We start from the raw sequence: 25,876 nt of genomic DNA on the forward strand, positions 1-25,876 counted from the left end.
ATCGTCCCTTCCAGGTTGGTAAAAGGCATACCTTTGTCATTATACACCGAGCAGAACCATAAGTTCAGCTAAATCAGCACAAATTTCATCAGGCGTAACTCCTGTAATAGTCTGATAGTGCTCCAGATTATCGCGTGTGGTCAGACCTGTGAGCACCAGTATCGTGCGGCAGCCTGCATTTACACCGGCAGAAATATCTGTACGCATGTTATCCCCGACTACAACCGCATCCTCAGGCGTAATGCCCAGCAGTGAAGTCGCATAAGTAATCAGATGGGATTCCGGTTTGCCGATTACTACAGGGGAAACACCGCTAGCCGCTTCAATCGCAGCTCCAATGGTTCCGGCACCGGGCATCACTCCGTCGTCAGAGGGTAACATCAGATCCGGATTCGTCAGCACGAACTTGGCACCTTCCCTGATCCAGCGCGAAGCCCGTGCCAGCGATTCATATGTAAAAGAACGGTCGATCCCCTGGACAACATATTGCGGATTCTCCGTGACCCGGGTCAACCCCGCCTCCGCACAGGCCTGCACCAATCCCTCTTCTCCAAGTATCGCCACGGTTGCTCCCGGTGATTCCTCAGCAATGTACCGCGCTGCAGCAAGCGACGAGGTGCAGACCTCTTCCGGATGCGCATCAATCCCCATCCCGCGCAGATGTGCAGCAACACTTGCCGCTGTGCGTGAAGAATTATTCGTGACGAACAGGAACGGAACTGCAGCTGCGCGCAGCGCCGCTATTAGCCGTTCTGCATCCGGAATCATCCGGCCCCCGTGATACAAGGTTCCGTCCAGATCAATTAATAAACCACCAATATTGTTCATAATTCCCCCTGTTTGAATCCCGTTTATTTAATTTATTATATTAATAGTTAATGTCATAAACAATTTTGAAAATCCGCTAACGCTTTCCGGAATAACGCGCCGTTATTGAGTTTATTACCCGCGAGGCTCACTTCTCAGCTTCTTCGTTTCGCCAATTTCTCTACTGCTTCGTATGCTCAGCGGCCAACTGTTACTTAAAATTTAACATACTTCGTCGAACGATAGCGAACCGCTGTACCGGCAGGCTTTTTTTGGCATAGCCCTGTCATTTCCTGCGCTTTCCCGGAAAATAATTCATTCCCCGGAGGCATTTCCAGGGGTTCTCCGGTGGACCGGGAAGGTGCAGAATTCCTCTGCCAGCAGTGTAGCCGGGAAGATGGCCTGGGCCTCTTCCAGGAGCGGAATCAGCTCCTCCTGCGAGCTGTAACGCGAGCTGAAGTGGGTCAACAGCAGTTCACGCCCCCCTGCCTCACGTGCCAGCTCCGCTGCTTGCCGGGCAGTGCTGTGATGATACTGATAAGCCATATCGGCCAGGTCATGGGCAAAGGTAGCCTCATGAATGATCAGATCAGCATCCTGTGCCAGCGGCAGTGTTCCCTGGCAAGGACGGGTGTCGCCCAGAATAGTAACAATGCGGCCGCGTTTCGGCGCATGGATTACATCCGCTGCCCGTATCACAATCCCATCTTCAGTTGTAATATCTTCACCTCTCTTCAGCTTGCCGTAGAGCGGTCCCGGCTTCAGCCCGTAACTCTTAAGCAGCTCTGCATCGAGGTTTCCAGGACTGTCTTTCTCCGTTACCCGGTACCCATAGCTGTCAATTCTATGCTCGAGCAGTCCCGCCTCAACCTTGAACGTGTCATCCTCAAACACAAGCCCGCCGCTGTGCTCGATAATCTCAAGCTTGTAGGGGATTCGCGACTGGCTTGCAGATAATGAAATATCCAGATAAGCTTTGATCCCCGGAGGTCCATACACGGTAAGCGGTGATGTACCGCCCTGATAGCCGCGGCTCGACAGCAGCCCCGGAAGGCCGAACAAGTGGTCACCATGCAAATGGGTGATAAACAGCTTCTCCAGCTTGCCCAGCCGCAGCGGTGAACGGAGAACCTGATGCTGTGTCCCTTCTCCGCAATCGAACATCCAGAACGTGCGCCGTTCTTCAAGCAGCCTGAGGGCGATTGAGGTTACATTCCGCTGCAGTGTCGGCACCCCGGCATTCGTTCCCAAGAAATATATTTCCATTCTGCCCCTCCTCTCTTCTCTCGTACTAAGTGCCTTATTTTTATGATGCCGGTTCTTATGAAAAGAATTCTACTCTGTTTTGACACTGAAAGCATCTTTCAAATGGAATCGCCTATAAGCGATACATATAAATTCTTATATACCCAGCAAAAAACCTCCCGGTGACGGGAGGTTCCGCTATGACGGGCACAGGCCCTTCTGACGGGTGATGATCAATCAGGGCAGTTTACAGCTTCTCCACATTGAAATACTGCGCTTCAGGATGTGCAAATACCATTGCTGATACCGAAGCCTCCGGCTCCATCATGAAGCCTTCGGTAAGATGAACTCCGATATCCTCCGGAGACAGCAGCTTGAATAACGGTCCTTGATCCTCCAGATCCGGGCAAGCCGGGTAGCCAAAGGATACCCGGATTCCCTGATAACGGGCCCCGTGCCTCTGCTTCATCGTCATATCCGCCGGGTCCGGGAATCCCCAGGTATCCCGCATCATATGATGGACGCGTTCTGCCAGACCTTCCGCTACCTCCAGTGCCACTGCCTGCAGGGCATGGGAACGGAGATAATCCCCCCGGTCCTTAAGCTCAGTTGATAATTCGCGCACACCATGGCCGGCAGTAACGACCAGGAATCCCACGTAATCCATAATGCCGCTCTCTACCGGCTTCAGGAAGTCCGCGAGGCAGAGATACGGTTCAACGTTCTGCCGCGGGAAGGTGAAGGTATGCAGCACGTTGGCAGGGTTCTGCGGGTCATAGATCAGGATGTCATTTCCGCTCGACTGGGCCGGGAAGAATTGATACATGGCATGCGGGACAATAGTGCCTTCCAGCATCGCCTGATGCAGAATATCATCCACGGTTTCTTTCAGTTCTACTGTACGAGCATCTCCGGCTGCCAGCTGGGCTTCGACGGAACCGCGCAGCCCCAGATGATGGCCAAGCAGCATCTGCATGTTCACATAAGGAATAATATGTCCGAGCGGATAATTGCGCAGGACATGACGTTCCAGATCCGGCGGGGTAAACACGGGAGCATCCGCCGAAATCTTGGAGCGGACCGCACGCGTCAGCTCAGGAAGCGGCTGCTGCGGAGCCACAGCTACGGCAGCCTCTGCCTCTTGGCGTACCTCTTCCTCAATCTTGCCCCGCTCCAGCGGATTCATCAGCCGGTTGGCAATATCCAGGCCATCCATAGCATCCTTGGCGTATAATACCAAGCCGTCATATTCAGGGCGGATACGGGTCTTGGTGAACTTGCGGGTTAATGCCGCACCGCCGACCATAATCGGCACGTCGATCCCGGCAGCCCGCAGATCCTGCGCAGTCAGTACCATCTGCTGTGCCGACTTCACCAGGAGGCCGGACAAACCGATGGCATCAGCTTTTTCTTTGCGGAAGGCTTCGATTATATTCTCTGGCGGAACCTTTATACCCAGATTGACGATCTCATAACCATTATTGGAGAGGATGATCTCCACAAGGTTTTTGCCGATATCATGCACATCGCCCTTAACGGTTGCGAGCATAATTCTTCCTTTAACAGAGGTCTCATCCTTCTTCATAAACTGCTCCAGATGACCGACTGAAGCCTTCATCACTTCGGCGCTTTGCAGTACTTCAGCCACAATCAGCTCATTGTTATTGAATAATCTGCCGACTTCCGACATCCCCGCCATCAGCGGACCATTAATTATCTCAAGCGGACCGGATAACTTCAAGGCTTCGTCCAGGTCAGGAATGAGACCTTCCTTAGTTCCCTCAACGACATACGAAGCGAGACGTTCTTCCAGCGAGAGATTGGATATCTTCTCTTTCTTCTCGACCTTCTTACCACGGAAAGCCGCTACGAACGCAGATAAAGTATCGTCATTCGTATTATAAATCAGCTGTTCGGCAAGCTTGCGTTCCTCTTCAGGAATGGAGGCATAACGCTCCACCTTCTCCGTATTCACAATCGCATAATCCAGCCCGGCTTTGGTGCATTCATAGAGAAATACCGAGTTGAGCACTTCACGGCCTGCTTCCGGTAGTCCAAACGACACATTGCTTATGCCCAGAATCGTATGAACGGAAGGCAGAGCTTCCTTGATCAGACGGATACCGTCAATCGTCTCTTTAGCAGAACCGATATACTGCTCGTCGCCTGTTCCGACAGGGAATACAAGGGTATCAAAGATCAGATCTTCAGCGGCCAGCCCGTATTTGTTCACCAGCAGATCGTAAGAGCGTCTGGCAACCTCCAGCTTGTCCTTAGCCAGAATCGCCTGTCCGGTTTCATCAATTGTGCCCACGACGATGGCAGCACCGTATTTATGAATCAGCGGAGTTACGAGCTCGAATTTCTCTTCACCATCTTCAAGGTTAATGGAGTTAATAATCGCCTTCCCTTGGCAATATTGCAGGGCCAGATCAATTACCTTCGGATCGGTGGTATCGATCATCAGCGGGACTTTGACTTTCTTCACTACCAGTTCCAGGAACCGTTTGATATCCTCCGTCTCATCACGGTCAGGGTCCTGTACGCAGACGTCAATGACCTGCGCTCCGCTCTTCACCTGGGCGCGGGCAATCTCTGAAGCTTCCTCGTACTTACCTTCGACGATCAGCCGCTTGAACTTCCGCGATCCCAGCACGTTGGTCCGTTCACCGACCATATAGGGACGGTTGTCACTCTCAATGTACACTGGCTCAATGCCGGAGAGTGCCGGCGGATGATTGCCCTCAAGCCCGCGCGGCGGATAGGCCGACAGAGCTTCAGCCATCGCCCGGATATGATCCGGGGTAGTGCCGCAGCAGCCGCCGGCAATGTTCAGCCAGCCCTTCTCGGCGAAGCCGGCCAGCTTACGGGCAAGTGAATCTGGAGATTCATGGTAGTTGCCGTTCTCGTCCGGAAGCCCGGCATTCGGATAGCAGCTTACCGCTGCTGAAGAAATGGCCGACAGCGAACGGATATGATCGCGCATGAATTCGGGTCCGGTCGCACAGTTTAATCCGACGGAGATCGGCTTAAGATGCTCCAGCGAAATGTAGAAGGCCTCGATGTTCTGTCCCGCAAGCGTAGTCCCCATCGGTTCGATGGTACCTGAGATCATCACCGGCAGTGTAATTCCGCTTTTCTCGAAGGCGTTGTGGATGCCTATGCTTCCGGCCTTCACATTCAGCGTATCCTGGGAAGTCTCCAGCAGCAGGGCATCTACCTTGCCGTCAATCAACGCGACCGCCTGCTCCTCATAGCTGTCCACAAGCTCCTGGAACGTGACTCCCCCGGTTACAGAGAGCGTCTTCGTGGTCGGCCCCATTGCCCCTACAACGTACCTAGGGCGATCAGGTGTATCATATTTATCTGCGGCGTTACGCGCAAGTCTGGCAGCCTCCAGGTTAATCTCCCGGGCCCGCTGCGGGATATCATATTCTGCAAGCACCACAGAGGTGGCGCCGAATGTATTGGTCTCAATCAGATCCGCGCCGGCTTCCAGGTATTTCTCATGAATATCCTGAATCACCTCCGGCCGGGTAAGCACCAGCATTTCATTACAGCCATCCAGCTCATCCCCGCCGAAATCATCTCCGGTAAGCGGCACCTGTTGAATCATCGTGCCCATGGCTCCGTCTAGTATCAGTATGCGTTGCTGCAAGCTTTCAGCAAGTGTGAATTTGGCCACTTTCAATCCCCCCAGTAAAACATTAGAGTAAGTTTAGCAGAATAAAGGGAATTCGGAAAGCCTTCCTTTCCACCCTGCATTATTAGTATTGATTGTTTAGCTACGGCTCATCAACTCACTATGGCTGCACCGTGAGTTCTTTAGACGGCATGGAGTGCTGCGTCCGGGCAGTAACATGGGAAGTGACCGTATAGCTGCCGGCTTGCTCAAATGTACGTTCACTTACATAAGCTCCCTCTCCGTCACTGGCCCCTTGCAGCTGAGTGCTCTTGCCGGGCTCTGCATTATCTGCAATTTCGAAAATTACTTCTTTGGCATCCTCTACAACTTCGCCGTCCTGACTAACGACAGCTTTAAAAGTAACCTTGTCGTTAACCGATATTTCTTCCGGGCTCCAGCTTAACTCCACCTTGATTGGTACCATTGAGGAATCAGCAGCTGCATGCATATGCATATCCTCTTCATTATTCCCTGAACAGCCGGCAAGCGTTATACCCATAACCATGCAAATGAGACCTCTGCGCAATCTTGGCTTAATCATCTGGAGCCCTCCCGGTTCTTCGATAGATTCATCTTAACGCTGACAACGAAAGTCAGATCGCTTTCTTTCTTATTATACACATTTTATTCAACTTGTCGGAAATAAGCTTCGTTAACCGCCCTATTTCATGAGAATAGTCATATACATGAACTACATTCGTCCCTATCAATGTGGATATATCAAAAAAGCCAATACCCTGCGAGAGGATACCGGCTTCATCTAATTCCGTTATAGGGAGTGCACCAATGGCAGAAGCTCCGAAAGATGGCTGATCTGATGATCCGGAGTAATGTCCGGGTCAGAGGTCTTGCCAGTCCGGTTGATCCAGACCGTCGTTAGACCCGCAGTCAGTCCTCCGAGAATATCAGTTGTAAGCTTATCTCCGACCATGATCCCCTGCTCAGGCGCAATATCCAGCAGTCCGAGCGCATGCTCGAAGATAGTCTTGTCCGGTTTCCCTTTGCCGAAGCTTCCGGAAATGACAATATGGTCAAAATACGGAATAAGCTCAGGTACACCATCAAGCTTCTCCTGCTGGAGTGCCGGACAGCCATTCGTCAGAAGCAGCAGCTTCACCTTGCCGCGCAGCTCATCCAGCACCTGAAGCGTCTCTTCGTATATATAGGGACGGCTGCGGCGCTCAGCGGCGAATTTGTCAGCAAGGCGTGCCGCCAGCGCTTCGTCTTCCACTCCTAGGGAAGCCAGCCCGCGGCGCCAGGATTCGATGCGGTAGGCCGGAGCCAGTTGCTCCAGCTGCCGGAATTCCGGCTGTTCTCCAGCAGTAAAATTGGCCCATAGTGCCTCAAATGGATTGATCCCGATCAGCTTCGTGAACGGAAATGTCTCGTAAGACTCATACAGCGCACGTGCTTCTCTGCGCACCGCCTGCTCAAGCTCTTGCGGATCAACGGAATCCCCTGCAGCCTCAGAGGCGTAGCGGAATGCTTCTTCCACACTTCGATCATCCCATAGCAGTGTATCGTCAAGGTCAAATAGTACGGCGGTAATCGGCATTTCGTTCTCCCACTCCCTATGCTGGTCTATCTTACTATTCGTGCACTACTTCAATGTTGTTGTTCTTGCCGAATTGCTCCAGGCGTTCAGCCATAGCAGCAGTGTCATAACGGTTAATCAGCTTGGAGAAAATCCACTGCTTGCGCTTGCCTTTATACTTAATGGTGACCACGCTGCGCGACAAGGTAATCTTCTCGATTTCCGCCGCAGGCAGAAAGCGTTCACGGTTGTATTTAATAGTAGACAGGCGGGCACGCTCAACCTTAAGGAACGGACGGCGGAAGAATAACAGCGCGGCAAGCAGGAAGTACAGTACAACCCCCAGCCAGTTGGCCAGAATCCCGCTTCCTTTAGCATCATCAATGGAACCGACTACCCAGAACATAATACCAAGCAGTAATAACACTACTGGGAATACAATATTCCGGCCTTTAAAAATATCGACGCTCTTTGCAGCAGCTTTGGAGCTTGCCCCGTAAATCGTCTCTTTCCCCTGCTTCTTTCTTTGCTGATTAACTTGCTTGGTGTTGCGTTGAACCATTCTTTCCCAAGAACGGGCCATGTTAGTTCCCCCTAGTCATCCTGTATTATCTATGAAAAGGCTGCAGACTAAGCTTTACGTCCGTTGTTGCCTTCTTCATGCTCCGGATTATCCACAATTTCAATGGTATCAAGCTGGGCCCGGAAGTTGCTGCGGATGTTGCCCAGATAAATCTCGCGAAGCTTGGCACGTTCTGCCAATTCTTCCTCATTCAGGCCGCCGTTCTTATGTTTGCGTGCCAAATCATTGATGCGTGCGACCAATTCGTCAATATTCAATACTTTCCCCTCCCCTATAAATTCATTCTAACTTTGCCATGAGAAAAAGAGCTTGTCAAGGTCTACCCCCTGAAAGCTCTCCGAGTCGAACACCACTATGCTTCTTTCACTTAATATACCGGCACGGACAGTATATCTCCGGACTTAATTCCACTGTCCTTCAGACCATTTGCCTTCTTAATTCCTTCTATATATACAGCAGTCTTCATATCATCCGGTTTATTCTTCAGCGCAATGCTCCACAAGGTGTCTCCGTGTTCAACCACGATCCGCTTCTCCGGCTTCATTAAAGAGACAGAACCGGCGAACACATTCCCCACTATTGTAAATCCGGAAATCATAAGCAACAGAACCAGAGTAATCTTAATGAAGCTGATCTGGCGGAATAAGGTTGTGAGTGCAGACAGCAGATGAAGAGTCTTATCTTTGAACTTTCTCATTAGAATATGGGGTAATGGATTACCGGGAGCGGACACCTTGACATCCTCGTTGTAGATACTGTTGTATGTGCTGTATTTTAACATTAATATCGACCTCCAAACACTTGTTCTTACTTTCGAAAATAATATAACACGAACATGTGTTTTGATCAATAGTTTTTTCGAACAACTGTTCCCTTAATTATCTGGCCTGCAATTTCCTCATTTTAGAACTTATGTTTGTACGAACGGCAGTTCTATGTTATAATTTTCCCAAACATAGTATATGGGGTTGATTCCGATGTCAAAGATTTCGAGTCGCCAGCTGGCGATCCTGGAATTTATACGTAACGAAGTCCGCAGCAAGGGTTATCCTCCGTCTGTTCGGGAAATCGGCGAAGCTGTTGGCCTGGCCTCCAGTTCTACAGTGCACGGTCATCTGGACCGGCTTGAGAAGAAGGGCCTGATCCGGCGCGATCCTACGAAACCGCGTGCGATTGAATTGCTCGGTCAGGAAGATTCAGAGAATGTACATCAATTCGTCCAGACGGTTACCCGTATCCCTGTAATTGGTAAGGTTACTGCTGGTGTTCCCATTACTGCTACAGAGAATATCGAGGATTACTTCCCGCTACCTACTCATTACGTAGGGGATAACAAGGTATTCATGCTTTCTGTACTCGGCGACAGCATGGTTGATGCCGGTATCATGAATGGCGATTACGTCATCGTCCGTCAACAGCAAACTGCCGACAATGGTGACATCGTTGTTGCGATGACCGAAGAAGATGAAGCAACCGTTAAGACCTTTTACAAAGAACGTGATCATATCAGGCTGCAACCGGAGAACCCGGCTTATGAGCCTCTCCGCCTTAACCGCGTTACTATTTTGGGCAGAGTCATCGGATTATTCCGCGATATCCATTAATCCTTTCTCCTTCATAATTAGGCTGCTCCGCATGAAGCGAAGCAGCCTTTTTCCTGGTTTTATCCTGTTGAAAATGCGAAAAATGCCAAAAAACCAACATGCAAACATTCGTTCCCGTGTTGGTTTTTCGGCATTTTTTCTCCCGAACCGCTTCAGCCATCCGCACATATCCTGATTACAAAGGAGTGCTGATCCCCATGCCCAATTATCGAATTATTGTCGACCTCTCACAGCGTATGCTTTACCTGCTCGATAATGACACCGTAACCAGAGGATTCCCTGTCGGCATCGGCAGGATGCTGACCGTTTCGCCCATAGGAGAATATACGATCATTAATAAGCAGCCCAACCCGGGTGGACCGTTCGGAGCTTTCTGGATGGGTCTGTCCAAGCCGCATTACGGGATTCACGGAACCAATGACCCTTCCTCTATTGGCCACATGGTCTCCCACGGCTGTATCCGCATGTATAACCAGGACGTGGTCGCTTTGGCTGCAATTCTCCCCATTGGTACCCGTGTGACCATTAGGGAGTAGCCGCCCTAGTGTACACCCGCCGGTTCCGCAAAACATGCTGCGCCTGCCTGTATGTCCACGCGGAACAGAAGAACCCCTTTGGCCAAAATTCGCCAAAGGAGTTCTTCTGGATAACCTATTAAACAGTTTGTTCGTAGCCAAGCTCTTCCAGAATACTTTCAGCCAGACTCCACTGCTCCGAAAATGAGTCTTTGCTTTTTTTGGCATAGACTACTGCGCTCTTGGTTACTTTCTCGATTAGCCTGCGTCCCTGCTCTTTGGTGATGGAGACTTCCATCCCGGAGCGTCCCACCACCTCAGACAGACAAAAGAATGCAATCCGCATGGCGTAATTGTCCCTGCTGAGGAAATAGAACAGATGGGGAACGTTTTTCAGCAGCCGGTCAACCCAATTCGTAATCTCCCGTACCTGATAGACCTCCCTGCGATCCTGCTCATAGCCATTGAAAATGATTGTAATTTTGCCCTGCAGCTTCTTTTTCTCATATTTCTTGAACTCACGCAGATAGTTCTCCAGCCGTCCCTTCTCCACATCTTCTCTGGAGACATTCAGCACGGTCGTACCGGCTGCCTCCAAGTCAGGTGTCCCTGCCGCGATCTCAGCTTCTCCATCAATCAGCGGTTCATTATAGTGTAATTCCGGTAATCCCAGACGCTGGCGTAATTGATCGTCCATTCTTCTCACCTTCCTAATCAAGCTCTTATGCAGCTTGTTCATCATGTTATCCTGATATGTATTTCCGTAATCGCATACATTACATCATTTAATTATACTCCGCCCCTTTCACAGTCTCAATCACAAGCAAAAAGACATCCCGGAAGGATGTCTTTGACTGGATACATATCCTCTGACTGACTACAACACGCTGCGTAACAACCGGATAGCAATAGTGTTTAAACGAATCGCTTCACGGATAGATGCTCTGGCAGCCAGCAGTTCTCTTCTGGCACGCGTGCCGCTTGGAATTCTGCGCAGATTCTCATTGATTTCTTCAAGTCTCTCCAGCAGAATTGCTCTTTGTGTGAGCAGGGCATTAATGGCTCTGCGGATTCTGTTTCGTTCTCTTTGCGTCATCATTACACCTCTTTTACGTTTTATAGTATAAGAAATGCAAGGATTTGCTTCGGAGACTGTGTGATTTGGCAGTAATATTATAACTAGCTTTCTTTGACCTTGATGGAGATAATATTTACAGGATTAATAAACTTGCCTCCCGCCGGAATCCAGCCAGTTAAGCCACCGGATGTCAGATAGGTTCTAGCTTCTGCCGCCGATTCAAACACAGATTCCAGTTCTTCAATTTGCCCATTCACATACTGAAGCTCAAAAATAACTTTACTCACTGCGACCACCTCCTCAACTACTAATTCGTTACCCGGAAGCGTTTACCTGCTTTTACTTCTTGGGCAGACGTACCCGGAACTCAAATTCGTCACGTCTGTAGGTCATTCCGGCCAGCAATACATACTCCGGTGTCCATTTCTGTACAGGTCCGGCGTAATCAGCAATCACATGCGGCTTACCCTCAACCAACTGAACAACATAGACCTTCACCTGGGCAAGCGCAGCCGCGAATATATCAGCATCACTTGAAAGAACTTTATACGCAGTATTCAACATCTTTCCTCCTTAGTGCACACGCAAGAATGATAAGGATTCATGGAGCATACAAATCAATTCAATTATACCGGGTTCTGGAACAATATGTAATCCCTATTTAGAGCTTAGAGCTTGATGAAAACGATTTTAAACAGCCCGAGGTATTTGCGCTTTGCCTTAACATCACCGATAAATGTCTTGCCGTCTTGAATATCAGGTATGCTGAATGTAGAGAACAGAATGTAATTTTTTCTAATAGTAAATGACTCCACCAGCGGTTGTGCCACCAGATCAGTAATTCCACTGGCAAGCTCTATACCCAGCGTTCCCTCCAGATTGTTCACAGCATATTCCCCAAAGTCCTCTTTGCCCGGATTCAGAACTGCTAGCAAGACCAGTATTACTATTAGTACAAAAGACAGTTTTGCTGCTGTTTTCTTGCGGACTCTGCGTTCAGGCTGCGGTGTATCATATCGCGGGTTCATCCCTATTCCCTCCAGCTATAATATTTCTTGAATCGTGAATACTAACGGACTCACAATAAACCGGCAGAGCATAACAAATACATCAATCGGACTGCTTATCCCCACATCCATTCCGCTCCATTCCGGACTACCTGTTACCGGCGAATCCAGCCCATATTGCTCTATAATCCGTTCTTTGGTTTCGGTAGACATAACAGTCCCTTCTGTAGCTCCAGCCTGCGAACAAATCAGCGTGAAGAACAGCATAATCGCAATTATGGATACATATTTATTTCTCATTTCATACTCCTATGTATCTTATTTATTAAAAAGGAAATACCGGCACCGCAACGACCAGGATCACCACTCAGTAGCTGCCGCTACACTCACTTACCTGTTCTTATCCTTCAGATAATAGTATCCGCCATTAAGATTAACGTCCCGCTCACCGTTACCATTAACCATGTGTGACTAGCTTGCTCCGCAGCGTATATTCCTTAACGAGTAAAGCCACGCCCAGAATAACCGTTATAACAGCAAATACAATCCCAAGCCCTCTTAATACGCTTTTCACTTTAACCCTCCCTATTCTTACTGTAAGTCCAACCAAGCACCTGCAGAAGGTCCAAGTAACGTCTATTAGATACAGTATATAGGATATGGTACATTATGTAAAAGATATGACCAGCCGACACTATCATACCTGCACAAAAATATCAAGACATAACTGAAGTTGATTTCATGCGTACAGGTGTTTAACCGAATTAAGATTTTGTGAAAAATATATGTATTTCGCAATAAATAGATTGATATTTTCTCTCATTTATTTATAATAATTACCAGATATATGAAGGGAGACATCACGAGTTTGACCACAAGAGATACGCTTCCCCTCATGTCTTACATTGATATTGACCGCAGATTATACTCACGACCTATTCACACTTTAAGACAGAGATCGACCAGAAACCCTAAAAGCATTTCCCGTATTCTTAATTCGTTATATGAGAGCAATTACATCACCATTGGTGATTTGATGAAAGCTTCATTGGCTGAATTGCGTTGCTTAAGGAATTTTGGCGTCACGGGGCAAATAATTGTTGTTGAGTTGTTAGAGGCCTATACCAATCAATTGTCTGAGATTACCCGCTAAGGACCTTTATATAAAGGTTCTTTTTTTATTGGGCTGCAAGAAACGCTTGGCATTAGCGGAATCCACCCACATCCCTTGGCATATGAAGAACAAATTTACCCTTAGGGGTGAAAGGACTTACTAGCCAGTGGTCATTTGTCTGCTGGCTCTTCTTTTCTTACCAAGGTTCCATTACAAGGAGGACAGAAAAACTCCGGCGATTCGCCAGCTTTCAGTCCATAATAACACTCGCCCACGACAAACTCTGGCACGGGGTCCAATTCCTAACATTCCACACAGACATAATCTATCCATACCTCGGGCTCTTCTTCTCTCATGTTCCCATAGCTCCCAATCCTTCATTTTATCCGATTTGTTCGCTTCTCCATTTTCCATATCTCCTATCCCCCATTTCTTTTGGTTTGCGTATTCTCCTCACATGCAGCTGGACGTCGTACTGTTGCTATGCAGCAACAATCGTATATCATGCCCGGCGGATTATTTTAATGTATGCTCTGAATTTAAATCGTTCCCGAACAAACCGGGCGCCGGCTATCTTAATGTATTCTGGCGTGTATCCCTCTACTATTCCACCATAATCCATGAGTTGTCCGATCGGGTCCGGATCTTCCCGGTACCAGACAGATGCCTTTGACTGTGCCATTGCAGCTGCGAAGAAATCCTTCTCGCTCTCTAAGACTATGTTGTATTATTCATTACGGCCCGCCTTATTAATATCAGATCTATCAGCAAGCAGATATATAATATTATTAAAAACATAATGAAAAAAAAGCCCTCCAAGCAGCTCCGAGAGCAAAACAAAAACGCCTTTTAAGCGTTCATAAGAAAAAGAATGAGACGTCAATGTTGTTGATGACGTCTCATTCTTTTTATCTAAGCTTAATTTACGTCATATGCAGAGAAATTCAAATGGTATGCAGGTGCTGAGCTAAAGTTTGGAGCGTCTACTACAATATAAACTGTTGCACCTGCTGGTACGAAAATGTTACCAAAGGTTTGCGACTCTGTTGTGTTCGCCTTTTCTGTATAAAATAATTGGGTTTCACCGAAACCATTATTGTAATTAATTTTATAGCCTGCCCTTGTCACTCCGTTTCCAGAGAAGCCTCCTACAGTCGCATATACTCTTTTATAACCAGATGATGTATTGGTCCATTTAAACCAATCTTTTTCTGTAGAATTTTGAATAAAGAGATCATAAACAACTCCGCCATATTCATTTAAAATAAGAGAAATTGCGGTAGCTTGTGTATCCCCTATACCGACTATATAAGGAGTGACTTCCGTTGAGTTAACATCTTCGGCAAATGCGGAAGCCGATGGCAGCATAACTATTGCTGAGATAATAAGTAAAGTAAGAAGTTTTTTAATTTTCACTATTCTTCCGCCCTTCGATTCATTTGTTAACCGGCCGATTACACTTAAATAATACATCTTTCCCTTTTATTAATACATAGTCCATAAGTTGTCAATTATTAGAATATTCCACCGATATTTCATGTCTATTGTTGTTGAATTATGAATAAACACCTCCCTTCCTGTCATGTGGATTTTAACATGCACATTAATGTAGGGACAAAGCCTTGTTATTTAAAGAAGAGCATAATAAGTTTCAAAGATAAGACGTCAATTATCCATCCTTTTATACTGATCGCGAAGAGTAGTTCAATATGGTGAGCTTTATATGCACTGAGTAGGAAAAGTCCCCCTGGCCTATAAACACAAAAAAAACCCCGGCGCTTAGAGCGCCAAGGGCTGCTGTATCCTAGTAAAGCGTCATGTATTGATCTCTTTCCCATTGGTGAACCTGGGTGCGGTAGATATCCCATTCAATTTCTTTAAGTTCGTAGAAGTGGGCCAGCGCATGTTCGCCGAGAGCTTCGGTGATGACATGGCTGCGGATCATTTCGTTCAGGGCTTCCTTCAGATCGGACGGCAAGCTTGGGATGCCTTCTTCAATCCGCTCTTCCTCAGACATCACATAGATGTTACGGTCGATTGGAGCCGGAAGATCAAGCTGGCGTTTGATTCCATCCAAACCTGCCTTCAACATTACAGCAAGGGCAAGGTAAGGGTTAGCCGCCGGGTCCGGGTTACGGACTTCAACGCGTGTGCTGAGCCCTCTGGAAGCCGGAATACGGATCATCGGGCTGCGGTTACTCGCAGACCATGCCACGTAGCAAGGAGCTTCATAACCAGGCACCAGACGCTTGTAAGAGTTGACAGTCGGGTTAGTAATCGCTGCAAAAGCACGTGCGTGCTTCAGAATACCCGCCATGTAATAACGGGCAGTCTTGCTCAGACCCAGTGTGTCGCTCTCGTCGTAGAACATATTCTCATTACCATTGAACAAGGATTGGTGTGCATGCATACCGGATCCGTTCATGCCAAATAGCGGCTTAGGCATAAAAGTAGCATGCAGGCCGTGCTGACGGGCTACCGTCTTCACGACAAGCTTAAAGGTTTGAATCTGATCCGCTGCCTTGATAGCATCGGCGTATTTGAAGTCAATCTCATGCTGGCCGGAAGCCACTTCATGATGGGATGCTTCAACTTCGAAGCCCATTTCTTCAAGTGTTAATACGATTTCGCGGCGGCAGTTCTCCCCAAGATCCATCGGCGCCAAATCGAAATATCCACCCTGATCGTTCAGTTCAGTGGTCGGGTTACCCTTCTCATCTGTTCTGAACAAGAAGAATTCAGGTTCAGGTCCGACATTCATAGCAGTGAAGCCCATTTCTTCAGCTTCGAGCAGACAACGTTTGAGGATACCGCGCGGATCTCCGGCAAACGGTGTTCCGTCAGGCATATACACATCACAAATCAGACGTGCAACACGACTGTCCGTCACCCAAGGGAAAATCACCCAAGTGCTGAGATCCGGATACAGATACATGTCGGATTCTTCAATACGGACATAACCTTCGATGGATGAACCGTCGAACATCATTTTGTTGTCGAGTGCCTTTTCAAGCTGACTTACGGGAATTTCCACATTTTTGATTGTTCCGAGCAGATCGGTAAATTGCAGGCGAATAAACCGGACGTTCTCGTCCTTGGCAATGCGCAGAATATCCTCTTTAGAAAAGCTCACTTTACCCTCTCCCTTTCAAAATCTCTATGTTATTTATTAAAAAACCGGGATAGCTCGCCTTGGATTAGAGACACTTGTCCCGGTCTTTTACCGGAAACCAGTTCCTGCTTAAGCAGACGGTGAAGCTGTGAATCGGATAACTCTCTACGCCGAACCTCTGTATCAGGGGTAATGACCGTAGCTTCTTCGGATTCCTTCGAGACAGGATTCATCACCTGCTTGATGCCGGCGATATTAACACCCTTCTCAATCAATGCTTTGATCTCCAGCAGACGTTCAACATCATTAAAGGAGAACAAACGCTGGTTGCCGGATGTGCGCGCGGGTACGATCAGGCTGTGCTGTTCATAATAACGAATTTGTCTGGCAGATAGATCGGTTAACTTCATTACGATTCCTATAGGGAATAATGCCATATTTCTGCGGATTTCATCACCCATGACTCATCCAACCTTCCAATGATCTTTTTCTCATCTCATTGTACATTTCCTTATATGGCGTGTCAATGGTATGTGAGATTTTCTCACAAGATTTCTTTACATCAATGAGAGATTAAGTGAACAAAGTGTCAGCTACATGGGACCTGGCTCCCCGCAGTATATCACATAGATCAATCCGTAAGCAAAAGTACCGATCTGCAAAACTTATTTTCACTCAAGCCCCCACGAAGTACTTTAAGCCTCAATCACTAGTTCCCCTTCTCCCTCCGGAGTCTCAAATCCGCTCAGAAACCGGGTTAGAATCTCTTCCGTGATGGGAAAAGCCGCATTAGCATCAAATCGCCCGCTCCGGATCTGAAGCCTATGACGCAATTCGTCCGGATGGACTTTTAAATGGATCAGCGCCCAATCGCCTCCATGACGCTCAATCAGTTGTTTGTATTCGTCCCGCTTCTGCCGCTGCCAAAAGCTGAAATCGATAACGACATGACGTTTCGCCTGAATCAGCTTCACCAGTTCTCCACGCAACTTGATTTCCGATTGTTCCTTAAAGGATTCATAGTCCTGCTCTGGATAATCCACACCAAAACGGCCATGTGTACTCCAAATATCTTCATCGACCGATAGCCGGATGAATCCCTCTTTCGCAAGCTTCAGCGCGAAGGTTGTTTTCCCTGAGCCAGCCACACCGCACATCATCACCACAACGGGAACTTTGCTTGCATTTTTGTATTGTGTTAAATTTTCTACCGCCGCTGCTTCATTCAACATAGACATCATCTCCTCTTCTCACTTTGAGCTTGCGGGAACGTTTCTACTTAAACTTCATAGTCACAGTATAAAACAAACTACGGGGTGACCTCTATGAACCAGACTAATCTCATCTGTAAAGCTTGCGGAAATAACACTTTTGCTGAAGGTAAACTGGATGGCTACGCCAATGTAAGGCCTGTAAATTACTATTTCTCTTTTGGTCCAAAGCTTACATTGACAATTTGTAAAAGATGCGGCGATGTGGCTTCAATGAAAGTAGACTAATTTCACAAATTCTAATTCAGTCCTCCAATGCAAATAACCGGACAGTCATCTGCTGAGTGTCCGGTTATTGTAGGTTTTACATTTAATTAAAGTAAATTGCGTTCTCTCATACTTTGCAGGGCCATTAGTACCCCGTACTTCACATGAGAATAGGTTAATCCGCCCTGCATATAACCGATATACGGTGCCCGGATAGGCGCATCCGCAGATAATTCCAGGCTGCCGCCCTGAATGAACGTTCCTGCCGCCATAATGACCGGATGCTCATAACCAGGCATGTCCCACGGCTCGGGAACAACATGGCTGTCTACAGCTGCTGCACGCTGGATTCCCTGGACGAAAGCAATCAGATGCTCAGGTCCGTCAAAAGCAACCGCCTGAATCAGATCCGTCCGCGGCTCATCCCAGGCCGGCTTAGTAGTGAAGCCGCAGCGCTGGAATACAGCAGAAGCGAATATGCTGCCCTTCACTGCCTGTCCGACGGTATGCGGAGCCATGAAGAGCCCCTGATACAGTCCGCGCGTCGTTCCCAGCATGGCACCGACTTCGCCGCCTATCCCAGGAGCTGTAAGGCGGTACGCGGCCAATTCCACCAGATCCGCACGGCCGCAGATATACCCGCCTGTCTCGGCAATTCCGCCGCCGGGATTCTTAATCAATGAGCCGGCGACGAGGTCAGCGCCCACCTGAGGGGGCTCCAGAGTCTCGGTGAACTCTCCATAGCAATTGTCTACGAATACGATTACGTCAGATTTTAGTGCTTTTACCTGCGCCACCATCTCACCGATCTCTGCGACCGTGAAGGACGAACGCCAGTCATAACCGCGGGAACGCTGGATTCCGATGACTTTAGTCTTATCGTTTACGGCTATAGCAACCTCGTCCCAGTCAATTTTACCGTCAGCCGTTAGTGCAGTCTCGCGGTAGCCGATGCCAAAGTCTGCCAGAGAGCCTGTCCCGTCTCCGGCCTTGCCAACTACCTTGTGCAGCGTATCGTAGGGCCGCCCTGTAATGTATAGAAGCTCGTCTCCGGGACGGAGCACACCGAAGAGCGCCGTAGATATCGTATGAGTGCCAGAAGCGAAATGGGGGCGTACCAGCGCCGCCTCCGCGCCGAATACTTCAGCATAGACCAGATCCAGTACCTCACGCCCCCGGTCATTGTAGGCATATCCCGTAGACCCGGCAAAATGAAAATCACTGACGTGCTGGCGCTGGAAGGCTTCAATGACCTTCCACTGATTATGATCTACAATTTTATCCAGCCGTTTAACTGCAACTTCAATTTCAAGCTCTGCAGCTTCCGCTGCCTGTAATAGATCCTCTGCAAATACTGCCATTTCCTCTCAATCTCTCCTAACCCTACTTTTACTTGTCAAAGCTGAACACATCTACGCGATTCCAAGAGGAACGGTGCCCGTTTCAGCGAGAAACCCCGCACAGCAGCAGCTGCCCCGACTAATCCGGAGCAATACTGAAGCTGTGCGGGGACTTGAAATGCCTGTACCTATAACATGCAAGCACACTTATTGTGGTTCGATGAACTCAGCAAGCTTGTAGCTCCATTTATCGTAGTCCTCTTTATTCAGACGAACATTATAGAGCACGTCATTCTCATCATAATTTTGCTCAAGGACCTCTCCAACCCGGTAGAGCAGTGATGACAGGTCTCCCCGGTCGCCGGGAATCCGGAAGATCAGGGTATCCCCGGCCAGCTCATCGCTGATGATCTCCGTAATCCGGGTCAGGTCATCCGGATTAAAAGCGCTGATCTTCAGGAATCCCGGACCTGTAGGAAGCATCTCCAGCTGCTCCGGCTGGCACAGGTCGGTTTTGTTGAACAAGACAATCTGCGGTTTCCCTGCGGCGCCCAGATCCTGCAGAATCGACTGCACAACATCCATCTGCTCTTCGCGCATTGGAGAAGAGGAATCGACCACATGCAGCACCAGGTTCGCTTCATTCACTTCCTCCAGGGTTGCACGGAAGGAGGCTACCAGATCATGCGGCAGGTTCTGGATAAAACCAACCGTATCTGTGAGGACGACTTCCTTTCCCCCTGGAAGCTGCAGCACACGTGAAGTCGGGTCAAGAGTCGCAAACAGCTGGTTCTCAATATACACATCTGCATCCGTAAGCTGCTTCAGCAGTGTCGATTTGCCGGCATTGGTATAACCAACGAGCGCCACCTGGACAGCGCCGCTCTTACGGCGGCGTTCACGGTGCAGCTCACGTGTCTTGATGACATCATCCAGCTGACGTTTCAGCTCGGTTATCCGGTCGCGGATATGGCGGCGGTCGGTCTCCAGCTTGCTCTCCCCGGGTCCTCTTGTGCCAATCCCGCCGCCGAGCCGCGACAGATTCTTGCCTTGTCCGGACAGTCGCGGGAGCAGATAGGAGAGCTGCGCCAGCTCTACCTGAATGATGCCTTCCCGGGTCTTCGCCCGGCCGGCAAAAATATCAAGGATCAGCTGCGTACGGTCAATAATCTTCAGATCCAGAGACTCCTCCAGATTCCGCACCTGTGCCCCGGACAGCTCCTGGTCAAAGATCGCCGTATTGGCACCCAGACCGTCAGCGGCCATCCGCAGCTCTTCTACCTTACCTTTGCCGATGAACCATTTGGAATCCGGGGTTTCCTTATTCTGCCGGATAACATCGAGAACCTCCACCCCGGCGGTTTCAGCCAGCTGGACCAGTTCCTGGAGGGAAAGCTCGGGATCGATGCCCGTGCGTTTGATTTTGTCCGTGACCAGACTGACGAGAATTGCCCGGTCCTGAACATCCGTCTCTGTATCATGCGTTGTAATTGCCATTAATTAAGTGCTCCTTATCTCTATGCATTCATGTCTTACAATTTAAAATCCTCAGTCCGCAGAGTCATCAGCTCCTGCTTACCTGGAGTTGTGCTCTCGTACTGGTTCAGCAGGCGTACAGCCTGCGAGCGTACAGCCTTCTCAATACTGTTGCGCACGTACCTTGCATTGCTGAAGGCATGCAGACTTTCTGTTTTTTCAAGCAGCAAAGCCTGCTTTAGTCTGAGTATGGCCTGCGGCATCAGAATATAATCGCGGTCTTTGGCCATCAGCTCGGCAATCTGCAGCAGCTGGTCGATCGTATAGTCAGGAAATTCCACCTGAATCGGAAAGCGTGAAGGCAGGCCGGGGTTGCTCATCAGAAAATAATCGATTTCACCGGAATAACCGGCCAGAATCAGCACAAATTGACTCCGGTGATCCTCCATGGATTTCACCAGGGTATCGATAGCTTCCTTGCCGAAATCCTTATCTCCCCCGCGGGCCAGACTGTAGGCTTCATCGATAAAAAGAATGCCGCCCAGCGCTTTTTTTACCAGATCCCGTGTCTTCTGGGCGGTGTGGCCGATATATTCGCCCACCAGATCCGCCCGCTCCACCTCGATCAGATGGCCTTTACTGAGCACACCCATCCGCTGGAACAGCTTCGCGACAATCCGCGCTACGGTTGTTTTGCCGGTGCCGGGATTTCCTTTGAAGACCATGTGATAGGCCTGGCCCCCACTGGCGAGTCCCGCTTCGCTGCGCATCTGTGCTACCTGCAGCAGGGCATATATCTCAAAAACTAGCTCTTTGATATTATCCAGACCTACTAACGCGTCCAGTTCCCGGCTGAGTTCCTGGAACAGTCCGCTGTGGCTGTGGTTTTTGGAGGGTACCTGGCCGCTGGCGCTGTCTGCGGGTGAGCTGGCCACCGGCGCCGGATCCTGATTCCTCAGCACAATATTGATCTGCCGTGACGGTCTTCCTTCATCACGTCCACTTGCCGCCGCTACATGTCCGTTCACCTTGTTCACCTCATTATACAGGGCTGACTTGCTCTAAACAGTCTATTCCGGTACACGGGGTGTTATTAGCAGTTTCCGAAATTAGCAGATTTATAAAGATAACTGCTGCATTTTCCAATTGGTATAGGCGAGAATTTCGCGTGTCTTGTACTTAAGCATCGACATAACCTCAGACGTAGTCACCCCAAGCTCCGGGTTCGCAAACCCAAGCTCACGGGCAATCTCTATCGCACGGCGGCCATGGAAATCATGAGTAATGATGACTGCTGAAGACAAGCCCTCCTGCTGCATGACAACTTTGCTGAATTGTAAATTCTCTAAGGTGCTGGTAGACCGATTCTCCAGATAGATGATATCCTCCGGCACGCCATGTGCCGCCAGATAAATCTTCATTCCTTCAGCTTCGGTGTACTTGTAATCCGGCTGATCCAGACCTCCAGAGACCACAAAATGGGAGAATGCACCGGCCTGGTAAAGTTCAAGCGCATAATCGAGCCGCTCCTTCAGCCCGGGACTTGGTTCATCGCCCCACATCGACATGCCCAGAATTACACCTGCATCCGCTTTCACCATGGGCACGGTTGTTTCTGCACTGTTAATTCTGCTAAAAGCCACAGCGCACCAGGTAAGACCGGCAACGATGAGCAGGATCAGCGCAGCCCATAAGAACCGCTTCCTACGGTAGCGGCGTTTCCGGGACACTCTGCGAATGGGAGATGACCCTCTTTGATAGACATACCATTCCATTATTATTTCCTCCTGAACTCTCCGTGATGAAACAATTCGGCACGGTGCTTCAGTGAAAGGGAGAAATAAGGGAAGGCATGAGCATCGATACTGCGCAGTATCGTATTCGCTGTAGACCAGGCTAAATTATAGTCACTGTCAGTGATATCTTCCCGTTCCAGCGCTTCCTCAAGCTCATCCTCATCCAGCAAGAACACTTCACCGTTCCACAGCACCACAACATCCAGGTACAAATCATCAAACCAGGGAACCCCTTGGTCTGTTACTCCCTGAACCTTGCAGGTGTCGATATACCATTGTACAATATTCTGCCGTTCGTCAAACATGGCCGTCACAATATAGTGGCTGTCTTTGGGAAAATACTGCAGCCATGAATACCCCTTGTCCGCAATGCGGTATGTATGCCTGCCATAGCTCTTCCACAGCGGTTCCTTCAGCCCGTATATAGTATACAGTGTAATGTATCCGCTGAATTCCCGGGTTTCCACATAGCGGCAGGCAAAATGGCGGCGCGTAATCCGGCGCCAGTTGGCCCGGTCTCCGAATTTACGTTTCATATGAATAACCCTCTCAGATAATGGTGCCTTCAGCTTAACACATTTCGCGTATACACTCAAAATATCCCTGTGATACCGGGCACCAGAAAACCCCGGCACCCGGAAAATCTGCAGCTTGCAGAGCTTCCGGGGGGCCGGGGTCAGGAATTTCCATGGATTTTTCATTTAAGCAATACGATTTACTGTGTAGTAGTAACGCCTTCTACAAAACCGGCATTCGGATCGCTGCCCGGATCTGCAGCGGGATCCGTTACGGGATCGCCGGTAGTGCCGGTTGATTCAGGAGGCGGTGTAGGCTGTGGTGTACTTTGCACCGGAGGCGGTGTTATTTCAGGCGGTGGCGTCACTGTTCCGCCGTTATTGCCACTGCCGCCATTGTTGCTGCCTCCGTTACCGTTTCCGTTGCCATTCCCATTTCCATTACCGTTACCATTACCGTTATTACCAGTGCCGCCGTCTCCCGGAATACCGCCGTTATCCCCGTTTCCGGAATTGCCGCCGTTGCCGGTGTCATCCGTTGGCAGATTCGGATCCATTGTCGGTTCAGGTTCAGGTGTCTGCAGTTCATCCTGCACGGACACCGTCACGATATCCGATGGCTCACTTTCCTCATCAAGCTCCGGATAATAAGCTGTTACATAATATTCATAGGACAGCCCCGGCATGGCGCTGATATCCCCGACACTGCCAGTACTCGTATTAAGCAGTCGGGTAAAATCTGCTTCCGAGGTTTCCCGGCGGTAAATGCGGTAGTCCACCCCAGCAGCTTCAACCGGATTCCAGCTCAGGTTAACCGTCATTGTCGAGGCATCATAAGCCGCCTGCAGACCGGTTACAACCGGAGCTGCCTCAGGCGTCGGTGTAGCTTCAACCTTCACGGATCCTTTGGGAACCGGGAAGGATTTAGCAGGAACACCTTCCAGCGCTTCCTCCATGACCTTGCCCCAGAATGCTGCCGCCAGCGGACTGCTGTTCTTCAGCAGATGCGTCTTGCTGGGTTTGTCATAACCCATCCAGACAGCCGCCGTCCATTCCGGCGTATAGCCGACGAACCAGACGTCGCGGTTGGAGCTGATTCCTTCGTAGCCGCTCTGGGTGGTACCTGTCTTACCGGCTACCGGACGGTTAATCTTGGCTTTTTTACCTGTACCGTCCTGAACGACCTTCTGCATCATCTCGGTCATCTGATAAGCCGTATCCTCGCTCATCACCCGTTCAGCGCTTGTATTGGCCTTATAGACCGTCTTGTCATCACTGTCGGCGATCGACTTAATGGAGTACGCATCCCGCAGCTCTCCGCCATTGGCAAATGCGCTGTAGGCCTGGGCCATCTCCAGTGTATTCGTCCCTTCACTCATCCCGCCGAGGGCAAGCGACAGGTTCTTGTCTTCATCCTTCAGATTGATGCCGAGCTTCTTGGCGAACTGGAAGCCGGTATTTACACCGATCTCATTCAGCAGCCATACCGCCGGAATATTCTCTGATTTGGTCAGTGCATCCGCCATACTGATGGTTGTCGAATAACCATGCAGGTTGTTCGGGCAGTATTTGCCGAAGCACTGTTTCTCATTGCTCAGCATGGAATCATTCGTGAATTTGCCGGACTCGAGCGCCGGTGCGTAAGCAACCAGCGGCTTGAACGACGAACCCGGGGAACGGCGGCTGCCGTCTACGCGGCTATAGCCTTTTTTCTCATAATTGCGGCCGCCCATTAGCGCCACGATGCTGCCGTTCTCCTGGTTGATAATCGTCATCGAGCCTTGAACCAGCTCATCATCCACACTTTTCTCGAAATTGTCATCATCGGCAAAAGCATCCTCTATTGTCTCCTGGGCATGCTTATCCATCGTTGTATAGATTTTGTATCCGCCGATATTCAGATCATCTTCGGTAAGCCCGAATTTATCCTCAGCCTCGTCAATAGCATAATCGATGAATGCCTGGTAACGCTGTTTGCTGCTCTCAGGCGGCGTGTAGTTATAGTCAACAGCCTTGGCCTCATCCATCTGCTCTTTGGTGATCGCCTTCTGATCATACATAAGCTGCAGCACAACCGCCCGGCGTTCCTTGGACAGCTCCGGATTACGCAGCGGATTATAGCGGGAAGGCCCCTTCGGCATTGCAGCCAGTGTGGCAATTTCCCACAGCTTAAGATCGTTCAGATCCTCCTTACCGAAATAACGGATCGAAGCGGCCTTAATGCCATAGATCGTCCCGCCGAATGGAATCCGGTTCAAATACATGGTAATAATTTCTTCTTTGGTTTCCGTATTCTCCAGCGCGACGGCAATCGATACCTCAGTCGCTTTACGGAAGAAGGTCTTATCCCGGGTAAGGAAGATATTCTTCGCCAGCTGCTGGGTGATCGTGCTTCCGCCTTCAACCATGCTGCGTGCTGCAATATCCTTCACAGCCGCGCGTCCGATCGACCAGAGATCCACACCCTTATGGTCGAAGAACCGTTTATCCTCAGTAGCTACGAAGGCGGTAATCAGCATTTTGGGCAGATCCTCATACTCCACCGGATCACTTTTCTCCAGCGAGAGCTCCCCGATTAAATTCGCATTCCGGTCAAAAATTTGGGTCGGCGGGTTCACCGTCAATTTATCCCGGTTCTCTTCCAGCAGCTTCTGGCCGTTCAGCATAATGAACAAGTAGCCGCCCAGCGCACAAAAAATCGCCAGTGCCGTTGCAAAAAACAAACTCCAAAGCACCCGTTTTTTGGTTAGAAATTTCTTTTTCTTCTTCGGTTTCCCTTTGGAACCCGGCGGATTGCTGCCTCTGTCTCTATTGCCGCCGTTCCTGGTTAGTTGGTCTCTGTCTCTGGCCATGTTGCCTCCTGACTCCCTTAGCGGAAAAATCATTAAATTATGTTCACGAATGAAAAGAACAACCTTCACAGGTTGCTCTCTCGCACTCTCTATTCAAACGAATGATAAACAAAAAGGTTTCGCTTCAAGACTGTA

27 protein-coding genes are annotated in these 25,876 nt (G+C 49.3%); 3 read left to right on the plus strand and 24 right to left on the minus strand.

The genetic code is table 11. From position 1 onward, the window contains the following. Positions 1-39 precede the first annotated feature (39 nt). The 8 genes from PBOR_RS19490 to PBOR_RS19525 all read right to left on the minus strand — a co-directional run bounded on the left by PBOR_RS19490 (position 40) and on the right by PBOR_RS19525 (position 8,551). The gene (locus tag PBOR_RS19490) at positions 40-828 is read right to left on the minus strand and encodes a TIGR01457 family HAD-type hydrolase (protein WP_042214481.1); all 789 of its coding nucleotides are present in this window, start codon (positions 826-828) and stop codon (positions 40-42) included. Positions 829-1,122: 294 nt separating this feature from the next. Further along, positions 1,123-2,073: a ribonuclease Z gene (gene rnz / locus PBOR_RS19495; protein WP_042214484.1), complete on the minus strand. Its 951-nt coding sequence runs from the start codon at positions 2,071-2,073 to the stop codon at positions 1,123-1,125. 226 nt (positions 2,074-2,299) lie between these two features. Then, a complete protein-coding gene (gene metH / locus PBOR_RS19500) occupies positions 2,300-5,677 on the minus strand; it encodes a methionine synthase (RefSeq protein ID WP_425415544.1) in 3,378 nt (1,125 codons plus the stop codon). A 178-nt stretch (positions 5,678-5,855) separates the two neighbouring features. Continuing rightward, positions 5,856-6,278, minus strand: a complete 423-nt coding sequence (locus PBOR_RS19505; RefSeq protein ID WP_042214489.1) for a FixH family protein — start codon at positions 6,276-6,278, stop codon at positions 5,856-5,858. A gap of 228 nt (positions 6,279-6,506) precedes the next feature. Next, positions 6,507-7,292, minus strand: a complete 786-nt coding sequence (locus PBOR_RS19510) for an HAD family hydrolase (protein WP_042214492.1) — start codon at positions 7,290-7,292, stop codon at positions 6,507-6,509. Positions 7,293-7,326: 34 nt separating this feature from the next. Further along, a complete protein-coding gene (locus PBOR_RS19515; protein ID WP_042214494.1) occupies positions 7,327-7,854 on the minus strand; it encodes a hypothetical protein in 528 nt (175 codons plus the stop codon). A gap of 47 nt (positions 7,855-7,901) precedes the next feature. Beyond that, positions 7,902-8,111: a DUF896 domain-containing protein gene (locus PBOR_RS19520; RefSeq protein WP_042214497.1), complete on the minus strand. Its 210-nt coding sequence runs from the start codon at positions 8,109-8,111 to the stop codon at positions 7,902-7,904. A gap of 110 nt (positions 8,112-8,221) precedes the next feature. Continuing rightward, complete coding sequence (locus tag PBOR_RS19525; protein ID WP_218918842.1) at positions 8,222-8,551, minus strand: LysM peptidoglycan-binding domain-containing protein; 330 nt, start codon at positions 8,549-8,551, stop codon at positions 8,222-8,224. 280 nt (positions 8,552-8,831) lie between these two features. Between PBOR_RS19525 and lexA the strand changes: the two genes are divergently transcribed. Beyond that, complete coding sequence (gene lexA, locus PBOR_RS19530; RefSeq protein WP_039299199.1) at positions 8,832-9,458, plus strand: transcriptional repressor LexA; 627 nt, start codon at positions 8,832-8,834, stop codon at positions 9,456-9,458. 197 nt (positions 9,459-9,655) lie between these two features. Then, a complete protein-coding gene (locus PBOR_RS19535) occupies positions 9,656-9,994 on the plus strand; it encodes a L,D-transpeptidase (protein WP_042214503.1) in 339 nt (112 codons plus the stop codon). 118 nt (positions 9,995-10,112) lie between these two features. Here PBOR_RS19535 and PBOR_RS19540 read toward each other — a convergent pair whose 3' ends face one another. From PBOR_RS19540 to PBOR_RS19565, 6 genes are all read right to left on the minus strand, one after another. After that, positions 10,113-10,670: a hypothetical protein gene (locus PBOR_RS19540; protein WP_042214506.1), complete on the minus strand. Its 558-nt coding sequence runs from the start codon at positions 10,668-10,670 to the stop codon at positions 10,113-10,115. A gap of 180 nt (positions 10,671-10,850) precedes the next feature. Continuing rightward, positions 10,851-11,072, minus strand: coding sequence for a hypothetical protein (locus PBOR_RS19545; protein ID WP_157764079.1), 222 nt, complete (start codon positions 11,070-11,072; stop codon positions 10,851-10,853). Positions 11,073-11,152: 80 nt separating this feature from the next. Beyond that, entirely contained in the window at positions 11,153-11,338 is a 186-nt protein-coding gene (locus tag PBOR_RS19550; protein WP_042214511.1) for a hypothetical protein, read from the minus strand. 52 nt (positions 11,339-11,390) lie between these two features. After that, positions 11,391-11,615, minus strand: coding sequence for a hypothetical protein (locus PBOR_RS19555; RefSeq protein WP_342671066.1), 225 nt, complete (start codon positions 11,613-11,615; stop codon positions 11,391-11,393). 104 nt (positions 11,616-11,719) lie between these two features. Next, positions 11,720-12,079: a hypothetical protein gene (locus PBOR_RS19560; RefSeq protein ID WP_042214516.1), complete on the minus strand. Its 360-nt coding sequence runs from the start codon at positions 12,077-12,079 to the stop codon at positions 11,720-11,722. Between the two features lie 15 nt (positions 12,080-12,094). Then, positions 12,095-12,358, minus strand: coding sequence for a hypothetical protein (locus PBOR_RS19565; RefSeq protein ID WP_042214518.1), 264 nt, complete (start codon positions 12,356-12,358; stop codon positions 12,095-12,097). Between the two features lie 595 nt (positions 12,359-12,953). On the opposite strand from PBOR_RS19565, the gene PBOR_RS38610 reads away from it, so the two are divergent. Then, positions 12,954-13,211 carry a DNA-directed RNA polymerase subunit alpha C-terminal domain-containing protein gene (locus PBOR_RS38610; RefSeq protein WP_425415545.1) on the plus strand — a complete coding sequence of 86 codons (258 nt, stop codon included), beginning with the start codon at positions 12,954-12,956 and terminating at the stop codon, positions 13,209-13,211. 879 nt (positions 13,212-14,090) lie between these two features. On the opposite strand, the gene PBOR_RS19575 is transcribed toward PBOR_RS38610, so the two are convergent. The 10 genes from PBOR_RS19575 to PBOR_RS19620 all read right to left on the minus strand — a co-directional run bounded on the left by PBOR_RS19575 (position 14,091) and on the right by PBOR_RS19620 (position 25,741). Continuing rightward, on the minus strand, positions 14,091-14,588 hold the full coding sequence (locus PBOR_RS19575; protein ID WP_157764081.1) for a hypothetical protein: 498 nt from the start codon (positions 14,586-14,588) through the stop codon (positions 14,091-14,093). A gap of 388 nt (positions 14,589-14,976) precedes the next feature. Next, positions 14,977-16,305: a type I glutamate--ammonia ligase gene (gene glnA / locus PBOR_RS19580; protein WP_042214527.1), complete on the minus strand. Its 1,329-nt coding sequence runs from the start codon at positions 16,303-16,305 to the stop codon at positions 14,977-14,979. Between the two features lie 29 nt (positions 16,306-16,334). Then, complete coding sequence (locus PBOR_RS19585; protein ID WP_019910684.1) at positions 16,335-16,745, minus strand: MerR family transcriptional regulator; 411 nt, start codon at positions 16,743-16,745, stop codon at positions 16,335-16,337. Between the two features lie 234 nt (positions 16,746-16,979). Then, positions 16,980-17,516, minus strand: a complete 537-nt coding sequence (locus PBOR_RS19590; RefSeq protein ID WP_042214529.1) for a P-loop nucleotide/nucleoside kinase family protein — start codon at positions 17,514-17,516, stop codon at positions 16,980-16,982. Between the two features lie 353 nt (positions 17,517-17,869). Further along, positions 17,870-19,123 carry a methionine gamma-lyase family protein gene (locus PBOR_RS19595; protein ID WP_042214532.1) on the minus strand — a complete coding sequence of 418 codons (1,254 nt, stop codon included), beginning with the start codon at positions 19,121-19,123 and terminating at the stop codon, positions 17,870-17,872. A gap of 186 nt (positions 19,124-19,309) precedes the next feature. Next, positions 19,310-20,599 carry a GTPase HflX gene (gene hflX / locus PBOR_RS19600; RefSeq protein ID WP_042214535.1) on the minus strand — a complete coding sequence of 430 codons (1,290 nt, stop codon included), beginning with the start codon at positions 20,597-20,599 and terminating at the stop codon, positions 19,310-19,312. Between the two features lie 35 nt (positions 20,600-20,634). Further along, positions 20,635-21,606, minus strand: a complete 972-nt coding sequence (locus PBOR_RS19605) for an AAA family ATPase (RefSeq protein ID WP_042214537.1) — start codon at positions 21,604-21,606, stop codon at positions 20,635-20,637. Positions 21,607-21,696: 90 nt separating this feature from the next. After that, positions 21,697-22,353: a YdcF family protein gene (locus PBOR_RS19610; RefSeq protein ID WP_042214539.1), complete on the minus strand. Its 657-nt coding sequence runs from the start codon at positions 22,351-22,353 to the stop codon at positions 21,697-21,699. Positions 22,354-22,355: 2 nt separating this feature from the next. After that, positions 22,356-22,910, minus strand: a complete 555-nt coding sequence (locus tag PBOR_RS19615; RefSeq protein ID WP_042219670.1) for a ribonuclease FAU-1 family protein — start codon at positions 22,908-22,910, stop codon at positions 22,356-22,358. A 179-nt stretch (positions 22,911-23,089) separates the two neighbouring features. Further along, the gene (locus PBOR_RS19620) at positions 23,090-25,741 is read right to left on the minus strand and encodes a transglycosylase domain-containing protein (RefSeq protein ID WP_042214541.1); all 2,652 of its coding nucleotides are present in this window, start codon (positions 25,739-25,741) and stop codon (positions 23,090-23,092) included. Between the last annotated feature and the right edge of the window lie 135 nt (positions 25,742-25,876).

This window comes from Paenibacillus borealis, assembly GCF_000758665.1.
Classification (GTDB): Bacteria; Bacillota; Bacilli; order Paenibacillales; family Paenibacillaceae; genus Paenibacillus_AQ; species Paenibacillus_AQ borealis.

Coding starts and splice junctions, on each gene's coding strand:
- PBOR_RS19490 (WP_042214481.1), bottom strand. CDS start 828: ATGAACAATATTGGTGGTTTATTAATTGATCTGGACGGAACCTTGTAT.
- PBOR_RS19595 (WP_042214532.1), bottom strand. CDS start 19,123: ATGGCAGTATTTGCAGAGGATCTATTACAGGCAGCGGAAGCTGCAGAG.
- PBOR_RS19565 (WP_042214518.1), bottom strand. CDS start 12,358: ATGAGAAATAAATATGTATCCATAATTGCGATTATGCTGTTCTTCACG.
- PBOR_RS19505 (WP_042214489.1), bottom strand. CDS start 6,278: ATGATTAAGCCAAGATTGCGCAGAGGTCTCATTTGCATGGTTATGGGT.
- PBOR_RS19525 (WP_218918842.1), bottom strand. CDS start 8,551: ATGAGAAAGTTCAAAGATAAGACTCTTCATCTGCTGTCTGCACTCACA.
- PBOR_RS19560 (WP_042214516.1), bottom strand. CDS start 12,079: ATGAACCCGCGATATGATACACCGCAGCCTGAACGCAGAGTCCGCAAG.
- rnz (WP_042214484.1), bottom strand. CDS start 2,073: ATGGAAATATATTTCTTGGGAACGAATGCCGGGGTGCCGACACTGCAG.
- PBOR_RS19615 (WP_042219670.1), bottom strand. CDS start 22,910: ATGAAACGTAAATTCGGAGACCGGGCCAACTGGCGCCGGATTACGCGC.
- PBOR_RS19535 (WP_042214503.1), top strand. CDS start 9,656: ATGCCCAATTATCGAATTATTGTCGACCTCTCACAGCGTATGCTTTAC.
- hflX (WP_042214535.1), bottom strand. CDS start 20,599: ATGGCAATTACAACGCATGATACAGAGACGGATGTTCAGGACCGGGCA.
- PBOR_RS19585 (WP_019910684.1), bottom strand. CDS start 16,745: ATGGGTGATGAAATCCGCAGAAATATGGCATTATTCCCTATAGGAATC.
- PBOR_RS19510 (WP_042214492.1), bottom strand. CDS start 7,292: ATGCCGATTACCGCCGTACTATTTGACCTTGACGATACACTGCTATGG.
- PBOR_RS19610 (WP_042214539.1), bottom strand. CDS start 22,353: ATGGAATGGTATGTCTATCAAAGAGGGTCATCTCCCATTCGCAGAGTG.
- PBOR_RS19545 (WP_157764079.1), bottom strand. CDS start 11,072: ATGATGACGCAAAGAGAACGAAACAGAATCCGCAGAGCCATTAATGCC.
- PBOR_RS19515 (WP_042214494.1), bottom strand. CDS start 7,854: ATGGCCCGTTCTTGGGAAAGAATGGTTCAACGCAACACCAAGCAAGTT.
- lexA (WP_039299199.1), top strand. CDS start 8,832: ATGTCAAAGATTTCGAGTCGCCAGCTGGCGATCCTGGAATTTATACGT.
- metH (WP_425415544.1), bottom strand. CDS start 5,677: ATGGGCACGATGATTCAACAGGTGCCGCTTACCGGAGATGATTTCGGC.
- PBOR_RS19620 (WP_042214541.1), bottom strand. CDS start 25,741: ATGGCCAGAGACAGAGACCAACTAACCAGGAACGGCGGCAATAGAGAC.
- PBOR_RS38610 (WP_425415545.1), top strand. CDS start 12,954: ATGTCTTACATTGATATTGACCGCAGATTATACTCACGACCTATTCAC.
- PBOR_RS19590 (WP_042214529.1), bottom strand. CDS start 17,516: ATGTTGAATGAAGCAGCGGCGGTAGAAAATTTAACACAATACAAAAAT.
- PBOR_RS19540 (WP_042214506.1), bottom strand. CDS start 10,670: ATGGACGATCAATTACGCCAGCGTCTGGGATTACCGGAATTACACTAT.
- PBOR_RS19555 (WP_342671066.1), bottom strand. CDS start 11,615: ATGTTGAATACTGCGTATAAAGTTCTTTCAAGTGATGCTGATATATTC.